The organism is Paenibacillus rhizosphaerae, assembly GCF_014192015.1.
GTDB classification, from domain to species: domain Bacteria; phylum Bacillota; class Bacilli; order Paenibacillales; family Paenibacillaceae; genus Paenibacillus_AQ; species Paenibacillus_AQ rhizosphaerae.
The window spans coordinates 36,929-57,576 of record NZ_JACHXJ010000010.1 but is presented as its reverse complement, the minus strand read 5'-3'; the positions used below and the strand labels follow the sequence as shown (position 1 = coordinate 57,576).

General features: G+C 54.2%; 17 protein-coding genes. All 17 read right to left on the bottom strand.

Annotation, left to right across the window (positions count from 1 at the left end; genetic code table 11):
- Positions 1 to 13 precede the first annotated feature (13 nt).
- Complete coding sequence (gene folP, locus FHS19_RS33030) at positions 14 to 838, bottom strand: dihydropteroate synthase (protein ID WP_183587559.1); 825 nt, start codon at positions 836 to 838, stop codon at positions 14 to 16.
- Positions 839 to 873: 35 nt separating this feature from the next.
- A complete protein-coding gene (locus FHS19_RS33025; protein ID WP_183587541.1) occupies positions 874 to 1,761 on the bottom strand; it encodes an aminotransferase class IV in 888 nt (295 codons plus the stop codon).
- Positions 1,758 to 2,339: an aminodeoxychorismate/anthranilate synthase component II gene (gene pabA / locus FHS19_RS33020; protein ID WP_183587539.1), complete on the bottom strand. Its 582-nt coding sequence runs from the start codon at positions 2,337 to 2,339 to the stop codon at positions 1,758 to 1,760. Before pabA ends, FHS19_RS33025 begins: the two co-directional genes overlap by 4 nt.
- A gap of 12 nt (positions 2,340 to 2,351) precedes the next feature.
- Positions 2,352 to 3,941, bottom strand: coding sequence for an anthranilate synthase component I family protein (locus FHS19_RS33015; protein WP_183587537.1), 1,590 nt, complete (start codon positions 3,939 to 3,941; stop codon positions 2,352 to 2,354).
- A 194-nt stretch (positions 3,942 to 4,135) separates the two neighbouring features.
- A complete protein-coding gene (gene cysK, locus FHS19_RS33010) occupies positions 4,136 to 5,074 on the bottom strand; it encodes a cysteine synthase A (RefSeq protein WP_183587535.1) in 939 nt (312 codons plus the stop codon).
- 252 nt (positions 5,075 to 5,326) lie between these two features.
- Complete coding sequence (locus FHS19_RS33005) at positions 5,327 to 6,283, bottom strand: peptidylprolyl isomerase (RefSeq protein ID WP_183587533.1); 957 nt, start codon at positions 6,281 to 6,283, stop codon at positions 5,327 to 5,329.
- A 17-nt stretch (positions 6,284 to 6,300) separates the two neighbouring features.
- Positions 6,301 to 7,185, bottom strand: a complete 885-nt coding sequence (gene hslO / locus FHS19_RS33000; protein WP_183587531.1) for an Hsp33 family molecular chaperone HslO — start codon at positions 7,183 to 7,185, stop codon at positions 6,301 to 6,303.
- A 108-nt stretch (positions 7,186 to 7,293) separates the two neighbouring features.
- Positions 7,294 to 8,061 (bottom strand): type III pantothenate kinase, encoded by a 768-nt coding sequence (locus FHS19_RS32995; RefSeq protein ID WP_145142616.1) that lies wholly within the window; start codon positions 8,059 to 8,061, stop codon positions 7,294 to 7,296.
- A gap of 5 nt (positions 8,062 to 8,066) precedes the next feature.
- Positions 8,067 to 8,933 carry a carboxylating nicotinate-nucleotide diphosphorylase gene (gene nadC, locus FHS19_RS32990; protein WP_183587529.1) on the bottom strand — a complete coding sequence of 289 codons (867 nt, stop codon included), beginning with the start codon at positions 8,931 to 8,933 and terminating at the stop codon, positions 8,067 to 8,069.
- Complete coding sequence (gene nadB, locus FHS19_RS32985; RefSeq protein ID WP_183587527.1) at positions 8,923 to 10,539, bottom strand: L-aspartate oxidase; 1,617 nt, start codon at positions 10,537 to 10,539, stop codon at positions 8,923 to 8,925. The genes nadC and nadB overlap by 11 nt, the downstream gene beginning before the upstream one ends.
- A 39-nt stretch (positions 10,540 to 10,578) precedes the next feature.
- Positions 10,579 to 11,517, bottom strand: a complete 939-nt coding sequence (gene nadA, locus FHS19_RS32980; RefSeq protein WP_076176681.1) for a quinolinate synthase NadA — start codon at positions 11,515 to 11,517, stop codon at positions 10,579 to 10,581.
- A 329-nt stretch (positions 11,518 to 11,846) separates the two neighbouring features.
- Positions 11,847 to 13,961 carry an ATP-dependent zinc metalloprotease FtsH gene (gene ftsH, locus FHS19_RS32975; RefSeq protein ID WP_183587525.1) on the bottom strand — a complete coding sequence of 705 codons (2,115 nt, stop codon included), beginning with the start codon at positions 13,959 to 13,961 and terminating at the stop codon, positions 11,847 to 11,849.
- Positions 13,962 to 14,074: 113 nt separating this feature from the next.
- A complete protein-coding gene (gene hpt, locus FHS19_RS32970) occupies positions 14,075 to 14,614 on the bottom strand; it encodes a hypoxanthine phosphoribosyltransferase (protein ID WP_076176679.1) in 540 nt (179 codons plus the stop codon).
- Between the two features lie 52 nt (positions 14,615 to 14,666).
- Entirely contained in the window at positions 14,667 to 16,112 is a 1,446-nt protein-coding gene (gene tilS / locus FHS19_RS32965) for a tRNA lysidine(34) synthetase TilS (RefSeq protein WP_183587523.1), read from the bottom strand.
- 75 nt (positions 16,113 to 16,187) lie between these two features.
- Positions 16,188 to 17,135: a serine/threonine protein kinase gene (locus tag FHS19_RS32960; protein ID WP_183587515.1), complete on the bottom strand. Its 948-nt coding sequence runs from the start codon at positions 17,133 to 17,135 to the stop codon at positions 16,188 to 16,190.
- Complete coding sequence (locus FHS19_RS32955; protein WP_183587513.1) at positions 17,119 to 17,856, bottom strand: vWA domain-containing protein; 738 nt, start codon at positions 17,854 to 17,856, stop codon at positions 17,119 to 17,121. The genes FHS19_RS32960 and FHS19_RS32955 overlap by 17 nt, the downstream gene beginning before the upstream one ends.
- A gap of 168 nt (positions 17,857 to 18,024) precedes the next feature.
- Positions 18,025 to 20,436: a stage II sporulation protein E gene (gene spoIIE, locus FHS19_RS32950; RefSeq protein WP_376772020.1), complete on the bottom strand. Its 2,412-nt coding sequence runs from the start codon at positions 20,434 to 20,436 to the stop codon at positions 18,025 to 18,027.
- Between the last annotated feature and the right edge of the window lie 212 nt (positions 20,437 to 20,648).

Here is a 20,648-nt window from a genome sequence, read left to right as displayed (position 1 = left end):
TATAAAAAAACGTTTAATTTCGGCTCACAACCTCCGAAGTGTAGATCATCGCATCACACATTTTGACGGTTCGCTTGATCGATTTCACGTCGTGGACCCTCACCAGCTGGCAGCCCTGGGCGATCCCGAACGCCACCGTGGCTGCGGTGCCCTCGACCAAGTCATCCACCGGCAGATCCAGCACGCTGCGGATGAACTTTTTGCGGGACGTTGCCAGCAGCACGGGATAACCGATCTGATTCAGACGGTCCAGCTGGGTCATCAGCTTCAAGTTGTGCTCTCCATTTTTGGCAAACCCGATCCCCGGATCCAAAATAATATATTCCGGCTGAACTCCGGCCGCCAAGGCGAGGCGCACGCTCTCTTCCAGGTCGGCGACGACGTCCTCCACAATATTGGTATAGTCCATGTCGTGCCGGTTATGCATCAGAATGATCGGACAGCCCAGCTCGGCTGCCACCTTCAGCATGTCCGGATCGCCTTTGCCTCCCCAAATATCGTTGATGATGTGGGCACCGGCCAGAATGGCCTGGCGCGCTACTTCCGCCTTATACGTATCGATCGAGATGGGAATGTGCGGGGCCGCTTTATGGATCGCCTCAATCACGGGAATCACGCGGGCCAGTTCTTCTTCCGCAGATACCGGCGTATACCCCGGCCGGGTCGATTCTCCTCCGATATCGATCAGGTCGGCGCCGTCCAGCATCATTTTGAGCGCATGGCGTACGGCTGTGTCCGGGTCCACATACCGGCCTCCGTCAGAGAAGGAATCGGGTGTTACATTTAAAATGCCCATCACCTGGGTGGACTGTCCGAGCCTCAGCACGGCTTGCCCCATCGCAAAGTTACGTTCATAGATTGTCGTTTTCACTGTCAAATCCCTGCTTTCTGTCGGTACAAATCGAGCAGCTTACGGGTGATCGGGCCGGCGGCGCCGTGACTCACACTTCTGCCCGCTCCCTGCCTGTCCAGTAAAAGCGTAACGGGCACAAGCTCCTGGATGGAGCTGGTCACGAACACCTCATCTGCGGTCAGCAGATCTCCCCACGTATACAAACCTTCCGCGCAGCGGATGCCGGCCGCGCCGGCAAGCTCACGCACAACCTGGCGCGTAATGCCAGGCAGCAGCCCGGTAGATGCATCAGGTGTATAGAGTGCCCCTTCTCTCACAAAAAACACATTGCTGACGATGCCTTCGCTGACATGCCCGCGCTCATCGAGCATCAGGCCTTCCGCCTGGCGGGAACGCGGGTCACTCATCGCCGCCAGCTCCCTTTTCGCCAAAATATTGTTCATGTAATGGAGCGACTTCAAGCGGATTGGAGCTTCGGGAGAGTTGCGCCGCGTATCCAGCAGCTGCAGAGCTTTTCCTTGGGTGTAGAGGCTCTCCGGCACCCCGGGCAGCAACTTCACAAGCAGAACATGATTGGGACGGCTGTACTCCTCCCCGGGAAGCCCGAGAACATCAACGCCCGCGCTGACGGTATAACGGATGTAAGCCTCATCAAGGCCGTTCGCCTTCATCAAGGCTTCAATCCAACCGGGCATGGACGCAAGCGCATCCTCTACGGAAAAGGGAATGCCCAGTATCCGGCAGCCCTCCGCCATCCTCTTCAAATGCATCTCCAGCAAAAAGGGCCGGCCGCGGTATGTCCGCAGCGTCTCAAACAACCCCATTCCGTATAAAAAGCCGTGATCCATTACAGGTACCACGGCGTCGGCGGCATCAACGATCCCGCCGTTCAATCCTATCTTCTTCATGCTTTGGTGCCTGCGGTCTGCTTCAGGAAATTACGCAGTATTTGGTGCCCGTAATCGGTAATGATCGACTCCGGATGGAACTGGACGCCTTCAATCGGATACTCCTTATGACGCAGTCCCATAATCTCGCCTTCCTCGGTTTCTGCGGTGATCTCCAGGCAATCCGGCAGACTGTCCCGCTCCACCAGCAGCGAGTGGTATCTTGTCGCCGTAAATGGCGAAGGAAGACCTTCGAACACGGAAGTGCCGTGATGATGGATCGGCGACGTTTTTCCGTGCATCAGCCGTTCGGCGCGGATGACATTGCCGCCGAATGCCTGCCCAATGGCCTGATGGCCCAAACAAACGCCAAAAATCGGGATTTTGCCTTTAAAATACGCAATCGTCTCCAGGCTGATCCCCGCCTCGTTCGGCGTGCAGGGACCCGGGGAGATCAAAATATGGTCGGGCGCAAGCTCCTCGATACCGGACACGGTAATTTCATCGTTGCGGTACACCTTCACTTCCTGTCCGAGCTCCCCCAAATACTGCACCAGATTGTACGTAAAAGAGTCATAATTGTCGATAACCAAAATCATATGCTCATCCCCTTATCCAGATTTGGCGGCGGATTCCTCTTCGCTTGCGAGAACCGCCAGGATCATGCCTTTGGCCTTGTTTTGGCATTCCCGGTATTCCCGGTAAGGGTCGGAATCAATGACGATTCCCGCCCCGGCCTGGATATATCCCGTACCGTCCAGGACGGCCATCGTTCTTATAATAATATTTAATTCCATATTGCCGTTGTAGTCAATCCAGCCGATCGAGCCGGTGTAAGGCCCGCGCCTTACCGGTTCCAGCTCCTCGATAATTTCCATCGTCCTCACCTTGGGTGCGCCCGTGATGGTTCCTCCCGGAAAAAATGCCGCGATCACGTCGTACACCCCTTTGCCCGGAGCGAGCCGGCCTTCCACCTGAGAAACGAGATGCATCACATGGGAGTAATGCTCGACCGTCATCAGCTCCGGGACGTGCACGGAGCCGTACGCCGCCACCTTCCCCAGATCGTTGCGTTCGAGATCCACCAGCATGATATGCTCGGCTCTCTCCTTCTCGCTGCCTATCAGCTCGGCCGCCATGGCCGCATCCTCCTGCGGGGTAAGCCCCCGGCGCCTCGTGCCCGCGATCGGGCGGGTGCTGATCCGCTCCCCCTGAAGCTTCACCAGCAGTTCCGGGGAGCCGCTGACCAGCGTGAATCCCGGAGAGCGCAGAAGCCCCATGTAAGGGGAAGGGTTCAACAGGCGGAGCCATTCATAGACCTGCTCCGGGGGCGAATGCAGGTCCAGCTCCTGGCGGAGCGACAGATTCACCTGGAAGACGTCCCCTTCGCGAATGTACTGCTGGATGGAACGCACAGCTTGTTCAAAGGATTCCTGCGGGAATCCGGTACGCAGCTGCGGCCACTCTACCCGGGGAGTCAGCTCCTCCGCCTGCTTTCGCCGCCGGTCCGCTTCGGCCTGGATCCCATCGTTTAAGTTCACCATGGAGAACCACAGCGATTGCATGGACCTGGCCCGCTCGGCAGCTTCCTCGTAAAGCGCACACAGCCTTTGCCGGATCAGATCGCTGTCCAGTCCCTCTGCATCAAAATGCATATGGACTATGCAGTACACCTTCCGCCTGTCTGCATCATGCACCCACAACTCTTCCATCCGCATCCACAAATAATCCGGGAATGCCGGAAGATCGACTGCGGTGGACGGGAGATTTTCGAGGGAACGAACGATGTCATACCCTAGAAAGCCAACGCATCCCCCAAGGAAGGGCGGCAAATCTGGATCCGGCTGCTGCGCCGCCCGGTACGGCGCCATCCACCGCTGAAGCACCTGCAGCGGGCTTCCGTCCACCTTCTCAGCGCCCCCGCCCAGCAGGTTTGTCACGACGCCACGGTTATCCTTTCCGCAGAGGACCGACACCGGCCGCAGCCCCAGGTAAGTATACCGCCCCTCCTTGCCGCTCTCCAGTACGAAGGAATAGGGCGAAGCCTGTTCCCAGGCCGCCGTCCAAGCCGCCGGGAGCTTCCCTTCTTCCTGCCGGTCCAATCCTCCGGACGACAGCACATATGGAAACATCGTGATGCCCTCTGCGGCCCAAGTCATCCATTGATCCAAGGTGATCAAACCGCTCTCATTTCTCTTCATTTTCTGATCCCCTTTTAGTAACAAGACCCGTCTATTGGTTGTCAGTATACTTGGAGTCGGCAGGTTTGAAAAGACTTTTTCCAAAAAGTTGTCCTGATTTGACTGCTAATGAGCGGGCTGCATGAACAAAAAAAACCTGCAGCCGGATAAACCGGCAGCAGGGGCGAGAGTTGTTACAATGTATAAGACGCTAATTACGCCTCAAAGTTATACAGCGGCGTGCTCAAATAACGTTCGCCGTTACTTGGGATGACCACCACGACACGTTTGCCTTTACCGAGCTCCTTGGCTACTTTAAGTGCAGCGAATACGGCAGCGCCGGAAGAAATACCGGACAGAACGCCTTCTTCTTTGGCGACGCGTCGGGCCGTTTCAAACGCTTCATCGTTCTCCACGTGAATGATTTCATCGTAAATGTCACGGTTGAGGATATCCGGAATAAAGTTGGCGCCAAGACCTTGAATTTTGTGCGGTCCTGGTTTGCCTCCAGCCAGAATTGGGGAAGCCGCAGGTTCAACAGCCACGATCTTGATGTCAGGGAACCGATTCTTCAGCACTTCGCCGGCACCGGAAATCGTTCCGCCCGTTCCGATTCCTGCCACGAATGCGTCGAGGGAACCGCCGATGGAATCAATCGCTTCCACGATTTCCGGACCCGTTGTTTCACGGTGAATCTTCACGTTGGCCGGGTTTTTGAACTGCTCAGCCATGAAGTAATCCGGATTTTCTTTCACGATTTCCTCGGCTTTCTTAACAGCACCGTTCATACCTTCAGCTCCCGGTGTCAGAACCAACTCTGCACCGTAGGCGCGGAGCAGGTTGCGGCGCTCAAGGCTCATCGTTTCAGGCATGACGATCACAGCTTTGTAGCCTTTGGCTGCAGCTACCATGGCCAGACCGATACCGGTATTGCCGCTTGTCGCTTCGACAATTGTACCGCCAGGCTTCAGAAGGCCGTCCTTCTCCGCTTGTTCGACGATGCTGATCGCAATCCGGTCCTTAACGCTGGAGCCCGGATTCTGATATTCCAGCTTCAAGTAAATTTCCGCGCTGTCTTCCGGTGCAAGCCGGTTCAGACGGACAAGGGGTGTTCCCCCGATTAATTCCGTTACGTTGTTGACGACCTTAGCCATAGGTAAATCCTCCCTGTTTATAATGAATTTTAATGGATAACTGCTGTATACAAAATTCTAGAAAGAGAATCTGGCTGGCTTAGAATAAAGCTATATCCGAGTAAATAAGTAGGTATTTATACCTTCATCTTATCAACCTTCCACCTCAATGTCAATACGAACCCGGACGTAAGGCCTGGTTGTAAACAAAGAAAACATCCTGAAAACGTGTGTAAGCCAGGGCGCGTAATCTTGGCAGCCGCTTCTGTCGTTTCAGGATGCTTTAGATGGGGATATTTTGATCAAAATTTTGGCGTCATATTTGTTTCTCAACTGTTCTTCCAGCTGCGAAAGGGGAACGGCCTCGCTTAGGGCCAGCTGTTTGCGGGCCTCCTGAAGGATCTCCTCGCTGCTCTTGGTACTTCCGTTCTCTACGCTGATCAGCTGGACGACCGCATATCCGTCTTTTAACCGTACCGGGCCCGCTGCGTCCCCTGGCTTCAGGGTTGAGGCTGTCTGCAGTACTTCTGGAGCAATAAAAGGATCATCTTCCTCCACCGTCCCCAGATCGCCGCCTTGATCGCGCGTAAATTCATCCAGGGAATACGCTGCCGCCAGCGTGCCGAAATCCTCTCCCTGCTGCAGGCGGTCAAGCACCCGATTTGCCTCATCTTCCGTATCCGTCTGAATCCAGGCAAGATGATACGCCTTCTTGGCCGCAAATTCCTCTTGATGCTGGTCGATATAACGCTGTACCTCCGCATCCGTGATACGGATTCCTGCGGTGGCGATCTTTTGCAACGTGAGACGGTATTCGGTTTCCGCCCGGATCTCTTCGGGAGTGAGGTTCAACTGGTTGGCCATCTCCCGATAATAGTCTTCCGGCGAGGCGTATCCCTGCATCTCCCGGTTAATCTCTTCCGTCACTTCCTCCGGGGTCACCTTGATTTTCAGGGACTGGGCTTCCGCATATACCGCCTTGTGATTCAGCATCTGCGTTAACGCTTCCTCTCCGTGCGTCCGCTTCAACTCCTCGACCCAATCGCCTTCTGTAATAGCGCTGCCATTAAAAGACGCCACCGCATCCGCCCCTGTCTGCTTGTCTTCAGCCGGTGACGGCTCATCTGCCGGTTTAAGTCCACGGATGACAATCAGACTTCCCATAAACAACACGCCCGCTGCCAAAATAATGACCGCGGCCCACAGCCCCTTCTCCTGTCTGGTTATCATAACATCGAACCCGCCCCTTACTTCATGGCTTGTTCAAGAATCTGCTGCAGTTGGTCCCTGTCAAAATGATACGCTTCATTGCAGAAATGGCACACCACTTCCGCCTGTCCATCCTCCTCGATCAAACGCTCCAGTTCCGCTTGGCCCAGGCTGATCAGCGTTTGCTCTACCCGATCGCGGGAGCACTGACAGCGGAACTGGATATCCATCTCTTCGAGAACCTCTACATCCGGAAGCAGCTGCTTCAGCATATCCTCCAGCTCAAGCCCTTGGTCCAGCAGGGTGGTTACCGGTGGAATCGCGCCTACCGCCTGCTCGATCGCAGTGATTTCCTCATCGGTTAGCCCTGGAAGCAGCTGAATGATAAAGCCGCCGGCCACGAGGACGGAATTGTCGGGAGCGACCAGTACGCCCAGGCCAACCGCCGTGGGAGTTTGCTCCGATACGGCAAAATAATACGTAAAGTCCTCTCCGAGCTCTCCTGAGATAATCGGTATGCTTCCGCGGTAAGGCTCTTTGAGGCCCAGGTCCTTAATTACGTGCAGGTATCCCTCACGGCCGACTGCGCCAGCGACATCGAGTTTTCCCTGGCTGTTGCTGGGCAAATGGACATGGGGATTGGTGACGTATCCCGTCACTTCGCCAAAGGAATTGGCTTCGACCACGATCTGCCCGATCGGTCCGTCGCCCTTGACTTGAATGCTGAGCTTTTCCTTGCCCTTTAACATAGCGCCCATCATAGCTGCGGCTGTAAGCGTGCGTCCCAGCGCCGCTGTGGCGGTAGGCCACGTATCATGCCTTCTGCGAAGCTCCTCCACGAGAGCCGTCGTTCTCACCGCGAAAGCCCGGACGCGTCCGTTCATGGCCGTGCCCCGGATGAGGCGGTCCTGTTTGTTTTCCATTCTGTGTACTGCCTCCTTTATTGGATGAGCCGGGAAGGCTCCGCCTTTATTTATCTATTTTACCGCAAAACAGGCCATTTTGGTGATCCGGTTGATCCTTCTCGCGATTCAGCGGTTGCGTTCATAAATTATCCGGAGGCCATCGAGCGTCAGAAGCGGATTCACTTCCTGGATGACCTTTGTTTCACTGGCGATCAGATCCGCCAATCCACCCGTAGCGACCACTTTCAGGGAGGGCACCTGCATCTCGCCGCGGATCCGCTCAACAATGCCGTCAACCTGTCCGGCGTATCCGAATATAATCCCTGCCTGCATCGCATGGACTGTATTTCGTCCGATGACTTTTTTGGGCTTCTCCAGCTCAATCCGCGGCAGCTTCGATGCACGCTGATACAGCGCCTCGGTCGCAATGCCGATGCCCGGCACGATCAGGCCGCCGAGATAGGCGCCTTTGGGATCGATGCAGTCGAATGTGGTAGCCGTGCCAAAATCGATCACGACGAGCGGGCCCTGGTACTTCTCAACGGCGGCAACCGCGTTGGCGATCCGGTCAGCCCCGACCTCGCGCGGATTTTCGTAACGCAGATTGAGTCCGGTTTTAATCCCCGGTCCCACGATGAGCGGCGAATGGTGGATATATTTTTGGCACATCTCCTCAATGACATGCACCATAGGCGGTACCACCGAAGAAATGATCACGCCCTCAATGTCGCTGACCGGGATCCCGGACATCTGAAACATGTTCCGGAACATAATACCGTACTCGTCCGGCGTGGAATGATTGACCGTGCTGAGACGGAAATGATGCAATAGCTCTCGGTTTCTGTATATCCCCAGGACGATGTTCGTATTCCCGATGTCGATCACCAGAATCACGGGGGCTATCCCTCCTTCACCGCATTGAGGTCAAGGCTGATGTCCAGGCTCTCGAAGGAATACGTCAGTCTGCCAACCGAAATGACGTCGACGCCGCAGGCCGCGATCCCTTTTATGGTTTTCAAGGATACGTTGCCGGAGGCCTCCACGGTCACATGCGGGGACCTGGCCTTGATGCGCCGAACGGCCTCTTTCATCAGTTCCTGGCTCATGTTATCCAGCATGATGATGTCCGCACCGGCTTCCAGCGCTTCCTCGACCTGCTCAAGCGATTCCGTCTCCACTTCGATGGTCATCGTATGCGGGATAAACGCCCGGGCACGCTCTACTGCCTGGCGGATACCTCCGGCACCCTTAATATGGTTGTCCTTGATCATCACAGCATCATACAGCCCAAAGCGATGGTTGGCTCCCCCGCCGACGCGCACAGCGTATTTCTCCAGCATGCGGTGTCCCGGCGTCGTCTTCCGGGTGTCGACCAAGCGGGTAGGAAGGCCTTCCAGTGCGTCCACGAATGAACGTGTCCGGGTCGCAATGCCTGACAGACGCTGCAGCAGATTCAAGGCCAGCCGCTCCCCCGTCAAAATCCGGTGCGTGCTGCCTTCCACGACAGCGAGTACCGTTCCCTTCTTTACATAATCGCCTTCCGAAACCTGAGGTGTGAACGTGAGTGCCGGGTCCACGACTTGAAACACGAGTTCCGACACGGGCAGTCCGGCTACCACGCCATCTTCCTTGGCATGAATGATTCCCTTGGATTCATGTCCGGCCGGGATGGTCGACAGCGTCGTCACATCCCCCGATCCGACATCTTCTCTCAGCCATAGCCGGATGGATTCCACAAGACTTTCATCATATCCGTTAAACGTCATCGCTGATTTCCTCCACTATTCCTTGATCCCGCTGCTGCAGCAGATGCTTGCGCCAGCCTTCGTCATCCCGCAGGGGGAAGTCTTCGCGGTAATGCGCCCCCCGGCTCTCTTCACGGGATAGCGCCGCGCTGGTCACCAGCAGACAGCTGGTCAGCATGTTGGCAAATTCAAATTCTTCACGCTTGCTCAAACCAGACTGGAAAATCGGCAGTTGGCGCTTCAATTCATCCAGTCCCTTCAGCAGGAGCGTCTTATTCCGGCGCAGTCCAACATAACGCACCATGACCTTCTGAAGCTTGAGCCGACGCTCTACAATGGCCTGCCTTGGCGATTCCGAGCGCCCCTCATCGGCCCGGATATCCTTGGGTTCCCAGTCCAACGGGGACAATTCCCGCAGGCGGTTCACAATACGCCGTCCAAACACGATCGCTTCGGAGAGGGAGTTGCTGGCCAGCCGGTTGGCGCCGTGGACACCGGTTGAGGACACTTCACCGCATGCAAACAGCCGCTTGATGCTGCTCTCCCCGTTCAGGTCCGTTTTGACGCCGCCCATCATATAATGTGCAGCCGGAGCCACCGGAATCCAGTCTGTCGACATATCCAGCCCATAATTCATGCAGGTTTCGTATATGGTCGGAAACCGGTGCTTAAGCATATCCTCCGGCTCATGGGTAATATCCAGATAGACAAAGGTGGATTTCGTTTCTTCCATTTCATTGAGGATGGCCCGGGCGACAATGTCGCGCGGAGCCAATTCGAGCAGCTCATGGTATTTTTCCATAAAACGTTCGCCTTTAATATTCCGCAGAACGGCGCCTTCGCCCCGAACCGCCTCAGAGATTAAAAACCTAGGAGCACCGGGGTAACAAAGAGAGGTCGGGTGAAACTGAATAAACTCCATATCGCGAACTTCAGCCCCGGCCCGATAGGCAATCGCCACACCATCGGCGGTGGCCACTTCCGGATTGGTGGTATACCGGTAGAGCTGTCCCGCGCCGCCGGAACAAAGCACGGTCGCGTTCGCCTGCACAAACAGCCGCTGCCCGTCAGGACGCTGAACCAGTGCTCCCTTGCACTCGCCGTCTTCTGTAATGACGTCAATCACAAAGTGATGTTCCCATACTTCAATATGATCATGCTCCGCCACTTTCTCGGCCAGCGCTCTGACAATTTCGTAGCCGGTCGCGTCCCCGTTGGCATGCAAAATCCGCCGGTGGCTGTGCGCGCCTTCCTGGGTCAGGGCAAACTCCCCGTTCTCCAGGTCAAACGTCGTGCCGAGCCGGATCAGCTCCTTAACGCCCTCAGGGCCTTCATTGACCAAGAGGTCCACCGAGGAAGACGAGCACAGCCCTGCCCCCGCCATCAGCGTGTCCTGCCGGTGATACTGAGGGGAATCATTCTCTGAAATGACTGCGGCAATCCCCCCTTGAGCGTACCGGGTGTTACTTTCGAGCAGTGCCTTTTTCGTGATCATGATGACGTGCCGGTCCTCGCTTGCCTGAATCGCCGTAAACAGCCCGGCTATGCCCGAGCCGATGACGATGACATCCGTCTTGGTCCGGGGCAAAGTCTGCAGATCAAAATCAACCAGATATTGTGGAATCATGTCCCTGTTCACCTGTCTTAAGAGAAAGAGTAGCGCATGCTACTGTACTTGTAACATGCGCTCTAAAGAAGTTCTGGCTTTATCTGCAACAACCGGCGGCACGTAGATTTGCGGCTTCATGGTTTCCAGACACTTCACCAGTTTTTTCAGATTGTTCACCTTCATATTCGGGCATACCAAAAACTTGGTGGCGAAATGAAACTCTTTATCCGGGCTGTCGAGACGAAGCTGGTATCCGGTACCGTCTTCGGTTCCGACAATAAACTGTTTGCTGCTTGATTTTTTGCAGTATTCCAAAATCGCCGTGGTGCTGCCGACGAAATCACCCATGGCCACGACTTCCGGACGGCATTCCGGGTGTACGACAAACTCGGCGTCGGGATACTTGGCTTTCATCTCCACGACGTCTTTGACCGTCAGCATATCATGCGTATTGCAGTACCCTTCCCAAATGATGAGCTTCTTGTCGGTGTGCTGCTGCACATAGTGGCCCAAATTTTTGTCCGGTACCCAGATGATCTCATCGGAATCGACCGATTGAATCACTTTTACCGCATTGGAAGAAGTACAGCAAATATCCGTTTCCGCCTTAATCTCTGCCGAAGAGTTGATATACGTGACTACTTTGGCGTTAGGGTGCTGCGCTTTCAGTTTGCGGAGTCCGTCCACGTTGACCATATCGGCCATTGGACAGCCTGCACGCTCATCCGGAATCAGCACCGTCTTGTTCGGAGCCAGAATCTTAGCGCTTTCACCCATAAAATGAACGCCGCAGAAGACGATAACTTCCGCATCGGTTTGAGCCGCTTTCTGGGCAAGCAGGAAGGAATCGCCACGGAAATCCGCTACTTCCTGAATTTCATCCCTTTGATAATAATGCGCCAAAATAATGGCGTTTCTTTCCTTTTTCAGCTTCAGCAGCTTCTCCGTCAGTTCCCGCTTTTGTTCCTGCTTATGCTCCAGTGCCAGAGCTTCCACCAGTAACCCACTCCCTCTGAAATCCCATGATTTTACCCGGTTGATGGCTTCCTAACCTAAATAACATCATGAATAGTTTGTGAAAATTCTCCCAAAGTTGTCCGTTGCAACCTTGAGACCATCTTGTTTATCAACTAATTTACACAAGGTTCACGATACTGTCAATTGACTAAAATGATCTTTATATGATATCTAGCCAAAAGAAAGCAAAGCTTCCCGCCCGATTCCGTCCGATTTGGCCGCATCGCTTCCGTTTACCCGTATTTCCGGCAAACGACACAAAAAACCCGGGGACGGCTAACCGTCTCCGGGCTGTTGTTATATTTGTATTAGGATCTGGACTCCGGCGGTGTTCCACCTTGATCGGGTCCTTGATTTTTATCCGTTCCCCCATGATTGTTCGGAATGTCGCCCGGCGAATCGGTATTGATATCGCTTGGCGGGTCATTCGGCAAGTTGGATGGAACATCGTTCGGAATTTCTTCCGTCGGCAGGCTGGTGTTATCCTTGCCTTGAATACGTACCCGCACGTCACCGACATTGTCGATCACAGGGGCACCGCTCTCGGAAGGACCTTCGCCATTTCCGCCCTCTTTCGGGCCGTCTTCAGAAAGATAACCTTGCTCGATCAGTTCCTTGATCTGTTCGAGCTCGAGTGTTTCCTTCTCAAGCAGCGTGTTCGCGATGAGGTGAACCTCTTTCGAGTACTTGGTCAGCAGGTCTCTTGCCCGCTCGTAGCACTCGTTTGTCATGCGCTGCATTTCCTGGTCGATCTCATAAGCGATCGAATCACTGTAGTTCTGCTCGTGACCGAGGTCACGGCCCAGGAATACCTGACCTTGCGAGGACCCGAACTGAAGCGGTCCAAGCTTCTCGCTCATACCGTATTCCATAATCATGCTGCGGACGATGCCTGTAGCCTGCTGGAAGTCGCTGTATGCGCCAGTTCCGATTTCACCGATAAACAGTTCCTCGGAAACCCGGCCGCCCAGGAGACCCGTCACCTTATCAAGCAGCTCCTGCTTGGTCACAAGCATCCGGTCTTCCTTCGGCATCATGATGACATATCCGCCGGCGCGTCCGCGTGGAATAATGGTTACCTTGTGTACCATATCGGCATGCTCCAGGAAGTAGCCCACGATCGTGTGACCGGCTTCGTGGTAAGCGACAATCCGCTTCTCCCGGTCACTGATCACGCGACTGCGCTTCTCGGTACCGACAATGACACGGTCAATCGCTTCATCAACTTCTCTCATGGAGATGTCTTTACGGTTACGGCGTGCAGCAAGCAGCGCCGCTTCGTTCATCAGGTTCTCCAGCTCGGCGCCGGTAAAACCTGTCGTACGTTTAGCCACAACATCCAGCTTGACATCTTTGGTCAGCGGCTTGTTGCGTGCGTGAACCTTCAGCACCGCCTCGCGGCCTTTCACGTCCGGACGGTCGACCGTAATTTGACGGTCAAAACGGCCTGGGCGCAGAAGCGCAGGGTCGAGGATGTCGGCACGGTTCGTTGCAGCCACGATGATGATGCCTTCGTTGCCGCCGAAACCGTCCATTTCAACGAGGAGCTGGTTCAGCGTCTGCTCGCGCTCGTCATGCCCGCCGCCGAGTCCGGCACCGCGCTGACGACCTACGGCGTCAATCTCGTCAATGAAGATAATACATGGTGCGTTTTTCTTGGCGTTCTCGAACAAGTCACGCACACGGGATGCACCGACCCCGACGAACATTTCCACGAAGTCCGAACCGGAAATACTGAAGAACGGAACTCCGGCTTCACCCGCTACGGCGCGGGCGAGGAGGGTTTTACCTGTACCTGGAGGGCCTACGAGAAGAACCCCCTTAGGAATACGGGCACCTACTGCGGCAAATTTCCGCGGATCCTTCAGGAACTCAACGACTTCGACAAGCTCCTGCTTCTCTTCGTCGGCTCCCGCAACGTCTTCAAAGGTAACCCTTTTCTTCTCTTCATTATAAAGACGGGCGCGGCTCTTGCCGAAGTTCATGACTTTGCCCCCGCCACCCTGCGCCTGGTTGAACAGGAAGAAGAAAAGAATAAACATAATAACCAAAGGAATCAGGGAGGAGAGCAGCGTCAGCCAGACGCTTTCGCCTTCCATCTTCTTCTGGGTGAATTTCATGCCGGTTTTGTCACTGGCAGCTACCAGCTCATCGATTGCAGCATCTGTAGCCGGAGTGTAGGTCGAGAAATTCTCTGATTTAACGTCGGCCGGTTTATTCTTATATTTACCGGTTACCAGATAGGCGTAACCGTCGAATTGAACCGTAATTTCCGATACGTTACCAGCAGCGATTTGCTGGCGCAATTGATCGTATCTAGGGCTGTCAGCAGATTCACCGCTGTTGCTGACAAACTGGACAATGCCCACCACAACTAAAAAAAGAATCAAATAAAAACCAGAATTCCGGATGAACCGATTCATCCCCTACCTCCTCTCAAAACACTTTAATTATTTTACCATAGCCTGTCTGACCATCTCAAATAGAGGTGGTAAAGGCATGAGCGTAATTAAGCTCATGGGCTTGAGTAGCGCAATTAGTGGGTATAGATTTCCGGTTTCAAGATCCCGATGTAGGGCAGGTTCCGGTAATGCTCAGCGTAATCCAGACCGTATCCGACAACAAACGCGTCAGGGAGTACGAATCCGGTATAATCCGCCTCGAGCTTCACTGTTCGGCGGGCAGGTTTGTCAAAGAGCGTAACCACGCACGTCGATTTGGCATTGCGGCTCTTTAGCAGCTCAATCAGATGGCTCAGCGTGAGACCGCTGTCGATAATATCTTCGACAATCAGCACGTCACGTCCTTCAACCGGGACATCCAAATCCTTGATGATTTTGACAACGCCCGAAGACTTGGTCTGTGCCCCGTAACTGGATACGGCCATGAAATCGAGTTCCATAGGTACTGTCATATTTTTAACCAAATCCGCCATAAAAATAAACGCGCCTTTGAGTACACAAATGACAAGAGGGTTGCGACCCTCATACACCGAGCTCAGCTCGGCACCGAGTTCCTTAATTTTCTTCTGGATTTCTTCTTCGCTGATCAGAACTTCTTGAATATCGTTTTGCAACTGAGCGAACCTCCTACGTTATACTATGAAAGCCTAACAATGACCATTACAGTTACTCCCTACTCCCTGCATCCTCCAAGGAAAAGTGAAGCACCGTCGATGTATGCGCACCTACAGCGGCATGAATCGAACGCCTTACACCCGGGATCCATACAATGCTGCCTGAACCGTCAACAAGAACCGGTATGCGGGAGCGCATGGATGGAGGTATCTTCGCGTCAATGAAAATATCTTTTACCTTTTTGCTTCCGTTTAATCCCATGATTCTCATCGTGTCCCCTGGCTGTCTTGAACGGATCGTGAGCGGAAACTGCAGCTCATCGGCGTCAAAAACCGCTTGATGACCGTTTAGGGCCATCTTGGACAATTGATTTACTTCAGGCGTATGCTCCGCCATTCTCAGGACTTTCCTTATTTCTTGCAACCACAACTCCGGGACGATTGCATCCAACCGATATGTATAGCCAATCATCTTCTCCGGCATCCCGTGCATAAACGTAATCCAATCGTATTCGCGTATGCAGACCAGGCCGCAGCCCAGATCCAGGTGCCATGTTGTGCTGTCTTTCTGGTGAATCCCGTGCCGAATGGTTTCGATCTTGTGATAATCGGTGTTTTCGGAACCCGGCGACAGATAATTTAATATTAGTTTAATCAACCTCCGTTGTAAAGCGACATGTAAGGCCAAAAAGGAAGGCGCCCGAAAAGCGTGCCTTCCATGATTACACTGTACCAGTTCACGGTATGCGTTCACCGCTGCCTGTTCCACGAAGTCGTCTTCCGGGCCGATAATGTCAGCCATCTGATTGATCGATTGAACAATCCGACTATTATATTGCCCTAAATAAGGCAGGACATCCAGACGGATTGCATTCCGTCTGTACTCGGTCTGGAAGTTGGTCTGGTCGACAGCGTAAGGATAACCATGCTGCTCACACATATCCACGAGGTCTGTTTTGTATATACGTAAGAAAGGGCGGATAAGTTCCACATTTTTTTCCCGTCTTTTGAACCGGATTCCCCGGAGCCCCCCCGGCCCGCTTCCGCGCAGCAAATGCATCAGCACCGTCTCCGCCTGATCGTCGGCGTGATGGGCCAAAGCGATCGTGTTGGCGCCGCAGGCCTTCGCCGTTTCAAACAAAAATTCATAACGCTTGAACCGGGCCGCCTCCTCCACTCCCTTGCCGCTCTCCTTCATATATGCGGGAACGTCGACTCTGGCCATCTCAAACCGGATGCCTAATTCCGCGGCCAGCCGCCGGACCAGTTCGGCTTCCTCATCCGCTTCCGGCCGCAACCCATGGTGAGCGTGGGCACAAATGAGGGTAAGGGGGACCGCCGTTTCCGAAATGTCCTTCAGAACATGCAAAAGAGCCACAGAGTCCGGACCTCCGGATACTGCGACTACGAGGGTGTCATGGGGAGACCATAAGCGGTGCTCTTCCGCCGTGCGGAGCACTTGCTCTTTAATTGTGTTGAACTTCTGCCTGCTCTCCATCCATGTTCTCCTTTTTTCGCATTCATGCCTATGTATCGATATCTTCTATTATACAGCTCACCGATCTAACGTTGCTCATTTAAAAAATACAAAGTACACCGCAGCTCCCAGCATAATAACCGAAAAGGCAAAAGTATTGATCAGCCACCTCGGCGTCTTGCCCGGGGCTCTGCCGGAAACGGCCGGTGCATATATTTGCTGTTTCCACGCGGCCAGCGCCTCCCTGGAGCCCGAAAATTCACCTTGGACCGCTTTGCGCAGCCATTGGGCGTACGGCTTCAGCTTTGGGCTTCGGCCGATCAGGGTGAGCAGCTCCGAACGGTTCCGCGTTTGTGGAAGCAGCTGGGCGCAGGCTGTCTTTAGTCCCTCTTCATTCAAAAGCTGGATCATCAGCACGGCAAAGGCGAACAAGTCATAAGCTTCATCGCTGCTGCGGCTGCCGGCATTCCAATATCCCCGGTCATACCATTCCGTGAACTGCTTGACGCTGCGTCCAATTTTACTGACGCCGCCGTAGTCGATCAACTCCACCTGCCCATAATCCGATACCATAACATTGTCCGGCTTAAGGTCTCCGAATATAAACCCGAGCCGATGCAGGCCGGTCAGCTTTTCAAGCAGCCGGAGCCCTGTAATTCCCGCCCATTCCTGGCCCCGTCGGCGGATAAAATGATGGATCGGATTCCCCTCAATGTAACGCATCACGTAGAATGGCACTTCTTTATCCATCCCCGTAAAATCGTCCACTTCCAGCAGAAACGGAGTTTTAAAACTCCCCTTCAGCCCGTCCTGACGCCTGCTCTGTGACTGCAATGAGGTCAGCACATTGATCTCCGACTGCAGATCAAGCGTGTCATACCCCATTTTCAGCGCGTACAAATTCCGGTATCCGGCCTTGTGAACGAGGTACACGATGCCATTGCCGCCCTGTCCGAGCACTCGCCGGATCACAAAGCGGTTGTTATGCCATTTTCCCGTAATTACCGTTCCGGCCGGATATGCCGGTCTAGACGACGTAGTCACCGAGCATCCCTTCTCCTTCTTCGTCATTTCCCCGCCAGGTTTGTCCGTCTAGTGTACCATAACGGAAGAAATCAATCACCTTCAGTATCGCCGGTCCGGTTGGCGTGGCCCCTTTCATTTGGATTCGTTGGAACAGATTGCGCACTCCGCCAAGATCCTGGATCCAACCGGAATCCATGACGGCTTCCTCTCCGCTGTTCCGTCCGGGAAAATGGAATACGGCCAGTTCACTGAGGCCCTCTCTGGCCTGCAGGTTGAGCATCAAATCCCGAATGGCGTCCTCGACCGCAGCCAGCTTCGGCTTCATGCTGGCACTGGCATCAATCAACAAGGCAACCTGCAGCGGCGTCGTTTCGGTCAGCTCATCCACGACTTGAACAACTTGGGACCGCTGCTGGGGCGGAAGCTCCTCCAAGGACCCGTCCCCTAAAATCGTCTTTAACTCCTTATTAACCGCCTGCTGTATCGTCTGAACCACTGTTTTGCGCGTCATCATCTGCATCGTTCGGGCCAGCTGCCTGGTCCCCACGATGTGGCTCACCCCCCCGCCGGCCTTGGCGATTTCAGCAATTTCTAAGCTGCCAAGCTCCCCAATCGTTCCGTAATCGATCACACCCGCGACATTTACCGTAATTCCCTCCTGCAGCGCATGAGCTGCGGCCATGACCGGGCTTGCACCGACATTGGAACAACCGTCCGTAATTAATAAAATTTGTTTCATGATGGCATCATTCCTCCCAAAAGTGTCTATCACCCTTTAGGTTCTAGTATTTCCACTTTTGAGAGATTCAAACGGCAGCCCGGCCTTACCATCCCATTTCCCGGGCAATGGGACGGCTAACAACGATAGTTTTACATGTTCACCTCCCGTCGTGCTCCGGCGAGGCGGTCAGCTGACCGTGCGCGGCCGCTCCATGCGGTCAACGCCCGGCACATGCAGAGTAGCCCACTCCGGTTGGTAATGCTCCACCTTTCCGACAACGACGGTCATGTCGTCATGAATTTGATTTTGCTGGTAACGAATCACCTTCTCAAGCAGGCAGTCGGCAATATGCTGCGGATCGTTGCTTTCGATCTCCTGCAGCATCCGCTTCATCCACAATTCCTTGTTCACGGCGTAACCGGGCGCATCGTAGATGCCGTCCGTCATCATAATGACGATGTCCCCCGCCTGCAGCTTCAAGGTGACCAGGTCCACCTCAATATCCTGAATAATGCCGATCGGCAGGTTGCTGGCCGAGACGGGAATCACTTCATTGCCCCGTTTGATAAAGCTTGGGGCAGAGCCGATTTTCATAAATGTCGTTTCCGCTGTATATTGATCAATCAACGCCATGTCCACCGTCGCATAAATCTCCTCCGGGGATCTCAGCATCAGAATGGAATTCACTGATTTGATCGCCAGTTTCTCCTCCATGCCCGACTGCAGCAGCTGCTCCAAAATGTTCAGCGCGGTGCTGCTCTCCAACCTCGCCCGCTCTCCGTTGCCCATTCCGTCGCTCAGCGCCACCGCAAAGGTGCCGTTGCCGAGCTCGACCGTGCTAAAGCTGTCGCCTGACAGCAGATCTCCTCCTTTGGCGGCCCCGGCCACCCCCGTCGTAATTTCAAACGTTTTGGCCGATCCGAACATGACGGTCGCAAGCCCGTCTTTGTTGCTGCTGAACGTTTCATTTAACACGGCCACATGCTCTTCCAATATATCGGACAGCAGCGGCGCAATAATTTTACGGCATTCATCGTACCCCCTTGTATACGCATGCACAACTTCGATTTCCACATGACCGGGATCCAGACTGATGATTTCGATCCCTTGGATCGACAGTCCCAGCTTCTCCAAAGCGTCCCGAATTTGCTCCTCCTGCCGGTACATCGCTTGTCCTTCCCGCTGAATTTCCTTAGCCAGGTCCTCCATCACCTGGGATACGCCCGATAATTGCTCGGCGACCAATTGCCGGCTGTCGTATATTTGCCGTTTCCACTGCATATCATGTTGGTAGAGATGATACTGCTGCTTCATAACATCCACAACGTCGCCGGTTTTGGCGCAAATTCTCTTCCATTCCTCCGGGACGTCCTCAGCCGACATCTCCGGATTCTCCTCCACCGAAGTCATCACGTCGGTCATATATTTATAGGTTTGATAGAACTTCGCGTCCCAGCAATGGTTTTTCTTGAAGCAGTTGGCACACGCCCCTTCTGTCACCGCATTCATAAAATGGTCCATTTCTTCGTTCCGTTTGCTCACCTCCTCCGTTCCGGACACCTGGCCGAAGCTCTGTGACAGCTGACGGAATACCTGGGAGAACTGGGTCACCCGCTCGGCGGTCAGATCCCTTACCCGCTTGGCATACTCATGCTGCGATTTGCTGTGATCCGTCGTGCCCGGCACATACTTGGAGATCACCGCAATCATCGCTTTCGGGGTCAGGAGAAACAGTCCGATGGCAATGCAGGTTTCCCATGTGGACTGCATGACGTCGCCCGGACCGCTGAAATAGATGGACAGAATGGAAGAGCCCAGCAGCATGCCGATGGATACGGCTCCTTTCCGCCCTTCCCGCAGCATGCCGGCGAGCATCCCGGAAAAGGCGAGCAGGCTCATCTGATAAATGGCCGATATATCCGCCAAGCTCAGAATCAACCCGGTTACGACGCCGACCGAAGCCCCAAGCGGCGCTCCGCCGACCAGCGCAAACACGAGGATCAGATACCTGGAGAGGACATGCTCCACGGACAAATTATAGATGCTCCACCCCACCGCGCCCGTCATGACGGATGCAAGCAGGATAATCAGGCATAGAATTTCTTCGTTTTTCAGCTGATAGTTCTTTTTCCTGTACGTAAACACCGGGATCGCCTGGATGAACACGAGCGTCAGTACAAAGCTGAGTACGGCGTCGACGGCGGTCATCATCAGGGAATACCACGTAAATGGCGGACCGATCAGCACCATGAATATTTTGACGCAGAAGGCGGAGACGAACACCATCAGCGGCGCGTAGGATAACTCGGCGTGGTCAAAGGCGTTCAGCCCTTTATACATCAGGTGGAAGATGATGAGCTCGGCGGCGATGATCAGCGGTGCCGGAAACGGAGCAAACAGGGAGCCCAGGATCACTGCCATCCCCACCGGCAGGATGTAATCCCGCCGCATGAAGGCGATGACTGCAAAAAAGGCGATCGCAAACGGCGACAGCTCGTCCAATATCATGGCTTTTCCGAGTAAGAAGCCCATAAAGGTCAGCAGCAGCATCCACTTCTTTGCTGCGAGGAACTGCATCGGCCGCTGTACCGCCGACATGTTCCGGATTCGTTCCGTCCAGCTCATTCCGTCCACGACCGCTTCCCCCTTGGCTGATTTCATGACAGGCACGTCCATCACATTCCATTTTTCCATGATCCAGGCACCACCATTTCGTAGGATTTGTTGGTACCCATTATAGAACCGGTGAAACATGAAAGTTTGTCAGAACAGCGGACAAGCGCCCAAGAAATTTCCGACAAAAAAGCCTG

What these genes read in the sequence shown, in the direction of transcription:
- spoIIE (WP_376772020.1), bottom strand. Translation starts at nt 20,436, where the DNA reads ATGTCGGCGGTACAGCGGCCGATGCAGTTCCTCGCAGCAAAGAAGTGG.
- nadC (WP_183587529.1), bottom strand. Translation starts at nt 8,933, where the DNA reads ATGACGTTTAACGGATATGATGAAAGTCTTGTGGAATCCATCCGGCTA.
- tilS (WP_183587523.1), bottom strand. Translation starts at nt 16,112, where the DNA reads ATGGAGAGCAGGCAGAAGTTCAACACAATTAAAGAGCAAGTGCTCCGC.
- FHS19_RS32955 (WP_183587513.1), bottom strand. Translation starts at nt 17,856, where the DNA reads ATGAAACAAATTTTATTAATTACGGACGGTTGTTCCAATGTCGGTGCA.
- FHS19_RS33005 (WP_183587533.1), bottom strand. Translation starts at nt 6,283, where the DNA reads ATGATAACCAGACAGGAGAAGGGGCTGTGGGCCGCGGTCATTATTTTG.
- hslO (WP_183587531.1), bottom strand. Translation starts at nt 7,185, where the DNA reads ATGGAAAACAAACAGGACCGCCTCATCCGGGGCACGGCCATGAACGGA.
- pabA (WP_183587539.1), bottom strand. Translation starts at nt 2,339, where the DNA reads ATGATTTTGGTTATCGACAATTATGACTCTTTTACGTACAATCTGGTG.
- ftsH (WP_183587525.1), bottom strand. Translation starts at nt 13,961, where the DNA reads ATGAATCGGTTCATCCGGAATTCTGGTTTTTATTTGATTCTTTTTTTA.
- FHS19_RS33025 (WP_183587541.1), bottom strand. Translation starts at nt 1,761, where the DNA reads ATGAAGAAGATAGGATTGAACGGCGGGATCGTTGATGCCGCCGACGCC.
- FHS19_RS33015 (WP_183587537.1), bottom strand. Translation starts at nt 3,941, where the DNA reads ATGAAGAGAAATGAGAGCGGTTTGATCACCTTGGATCAATGGATGACT.
- folP (WP_183587559.1), bottom strand. Translation starts at nt 838, where the DNA reads ATGGGGCAAGCCGTGCTGAGGCTCGGACAGTCCACCCAGGTGATGGGC.
- nadB (WP_183587527.1), bottom strand. Translation starts at nt 10,539, where the DNA reads ATGATTCCACAATATCTGGTTGATTTTGATCTGCAGACTTTGCCCCGG.
- cysK (WP_183587535.1), bottom strand. Translation starts at nt 5,074, where the DNA reads ATGGCTAAGGTCGTCAACAACGTAACGGAATTAATCGGGGGAACACCC.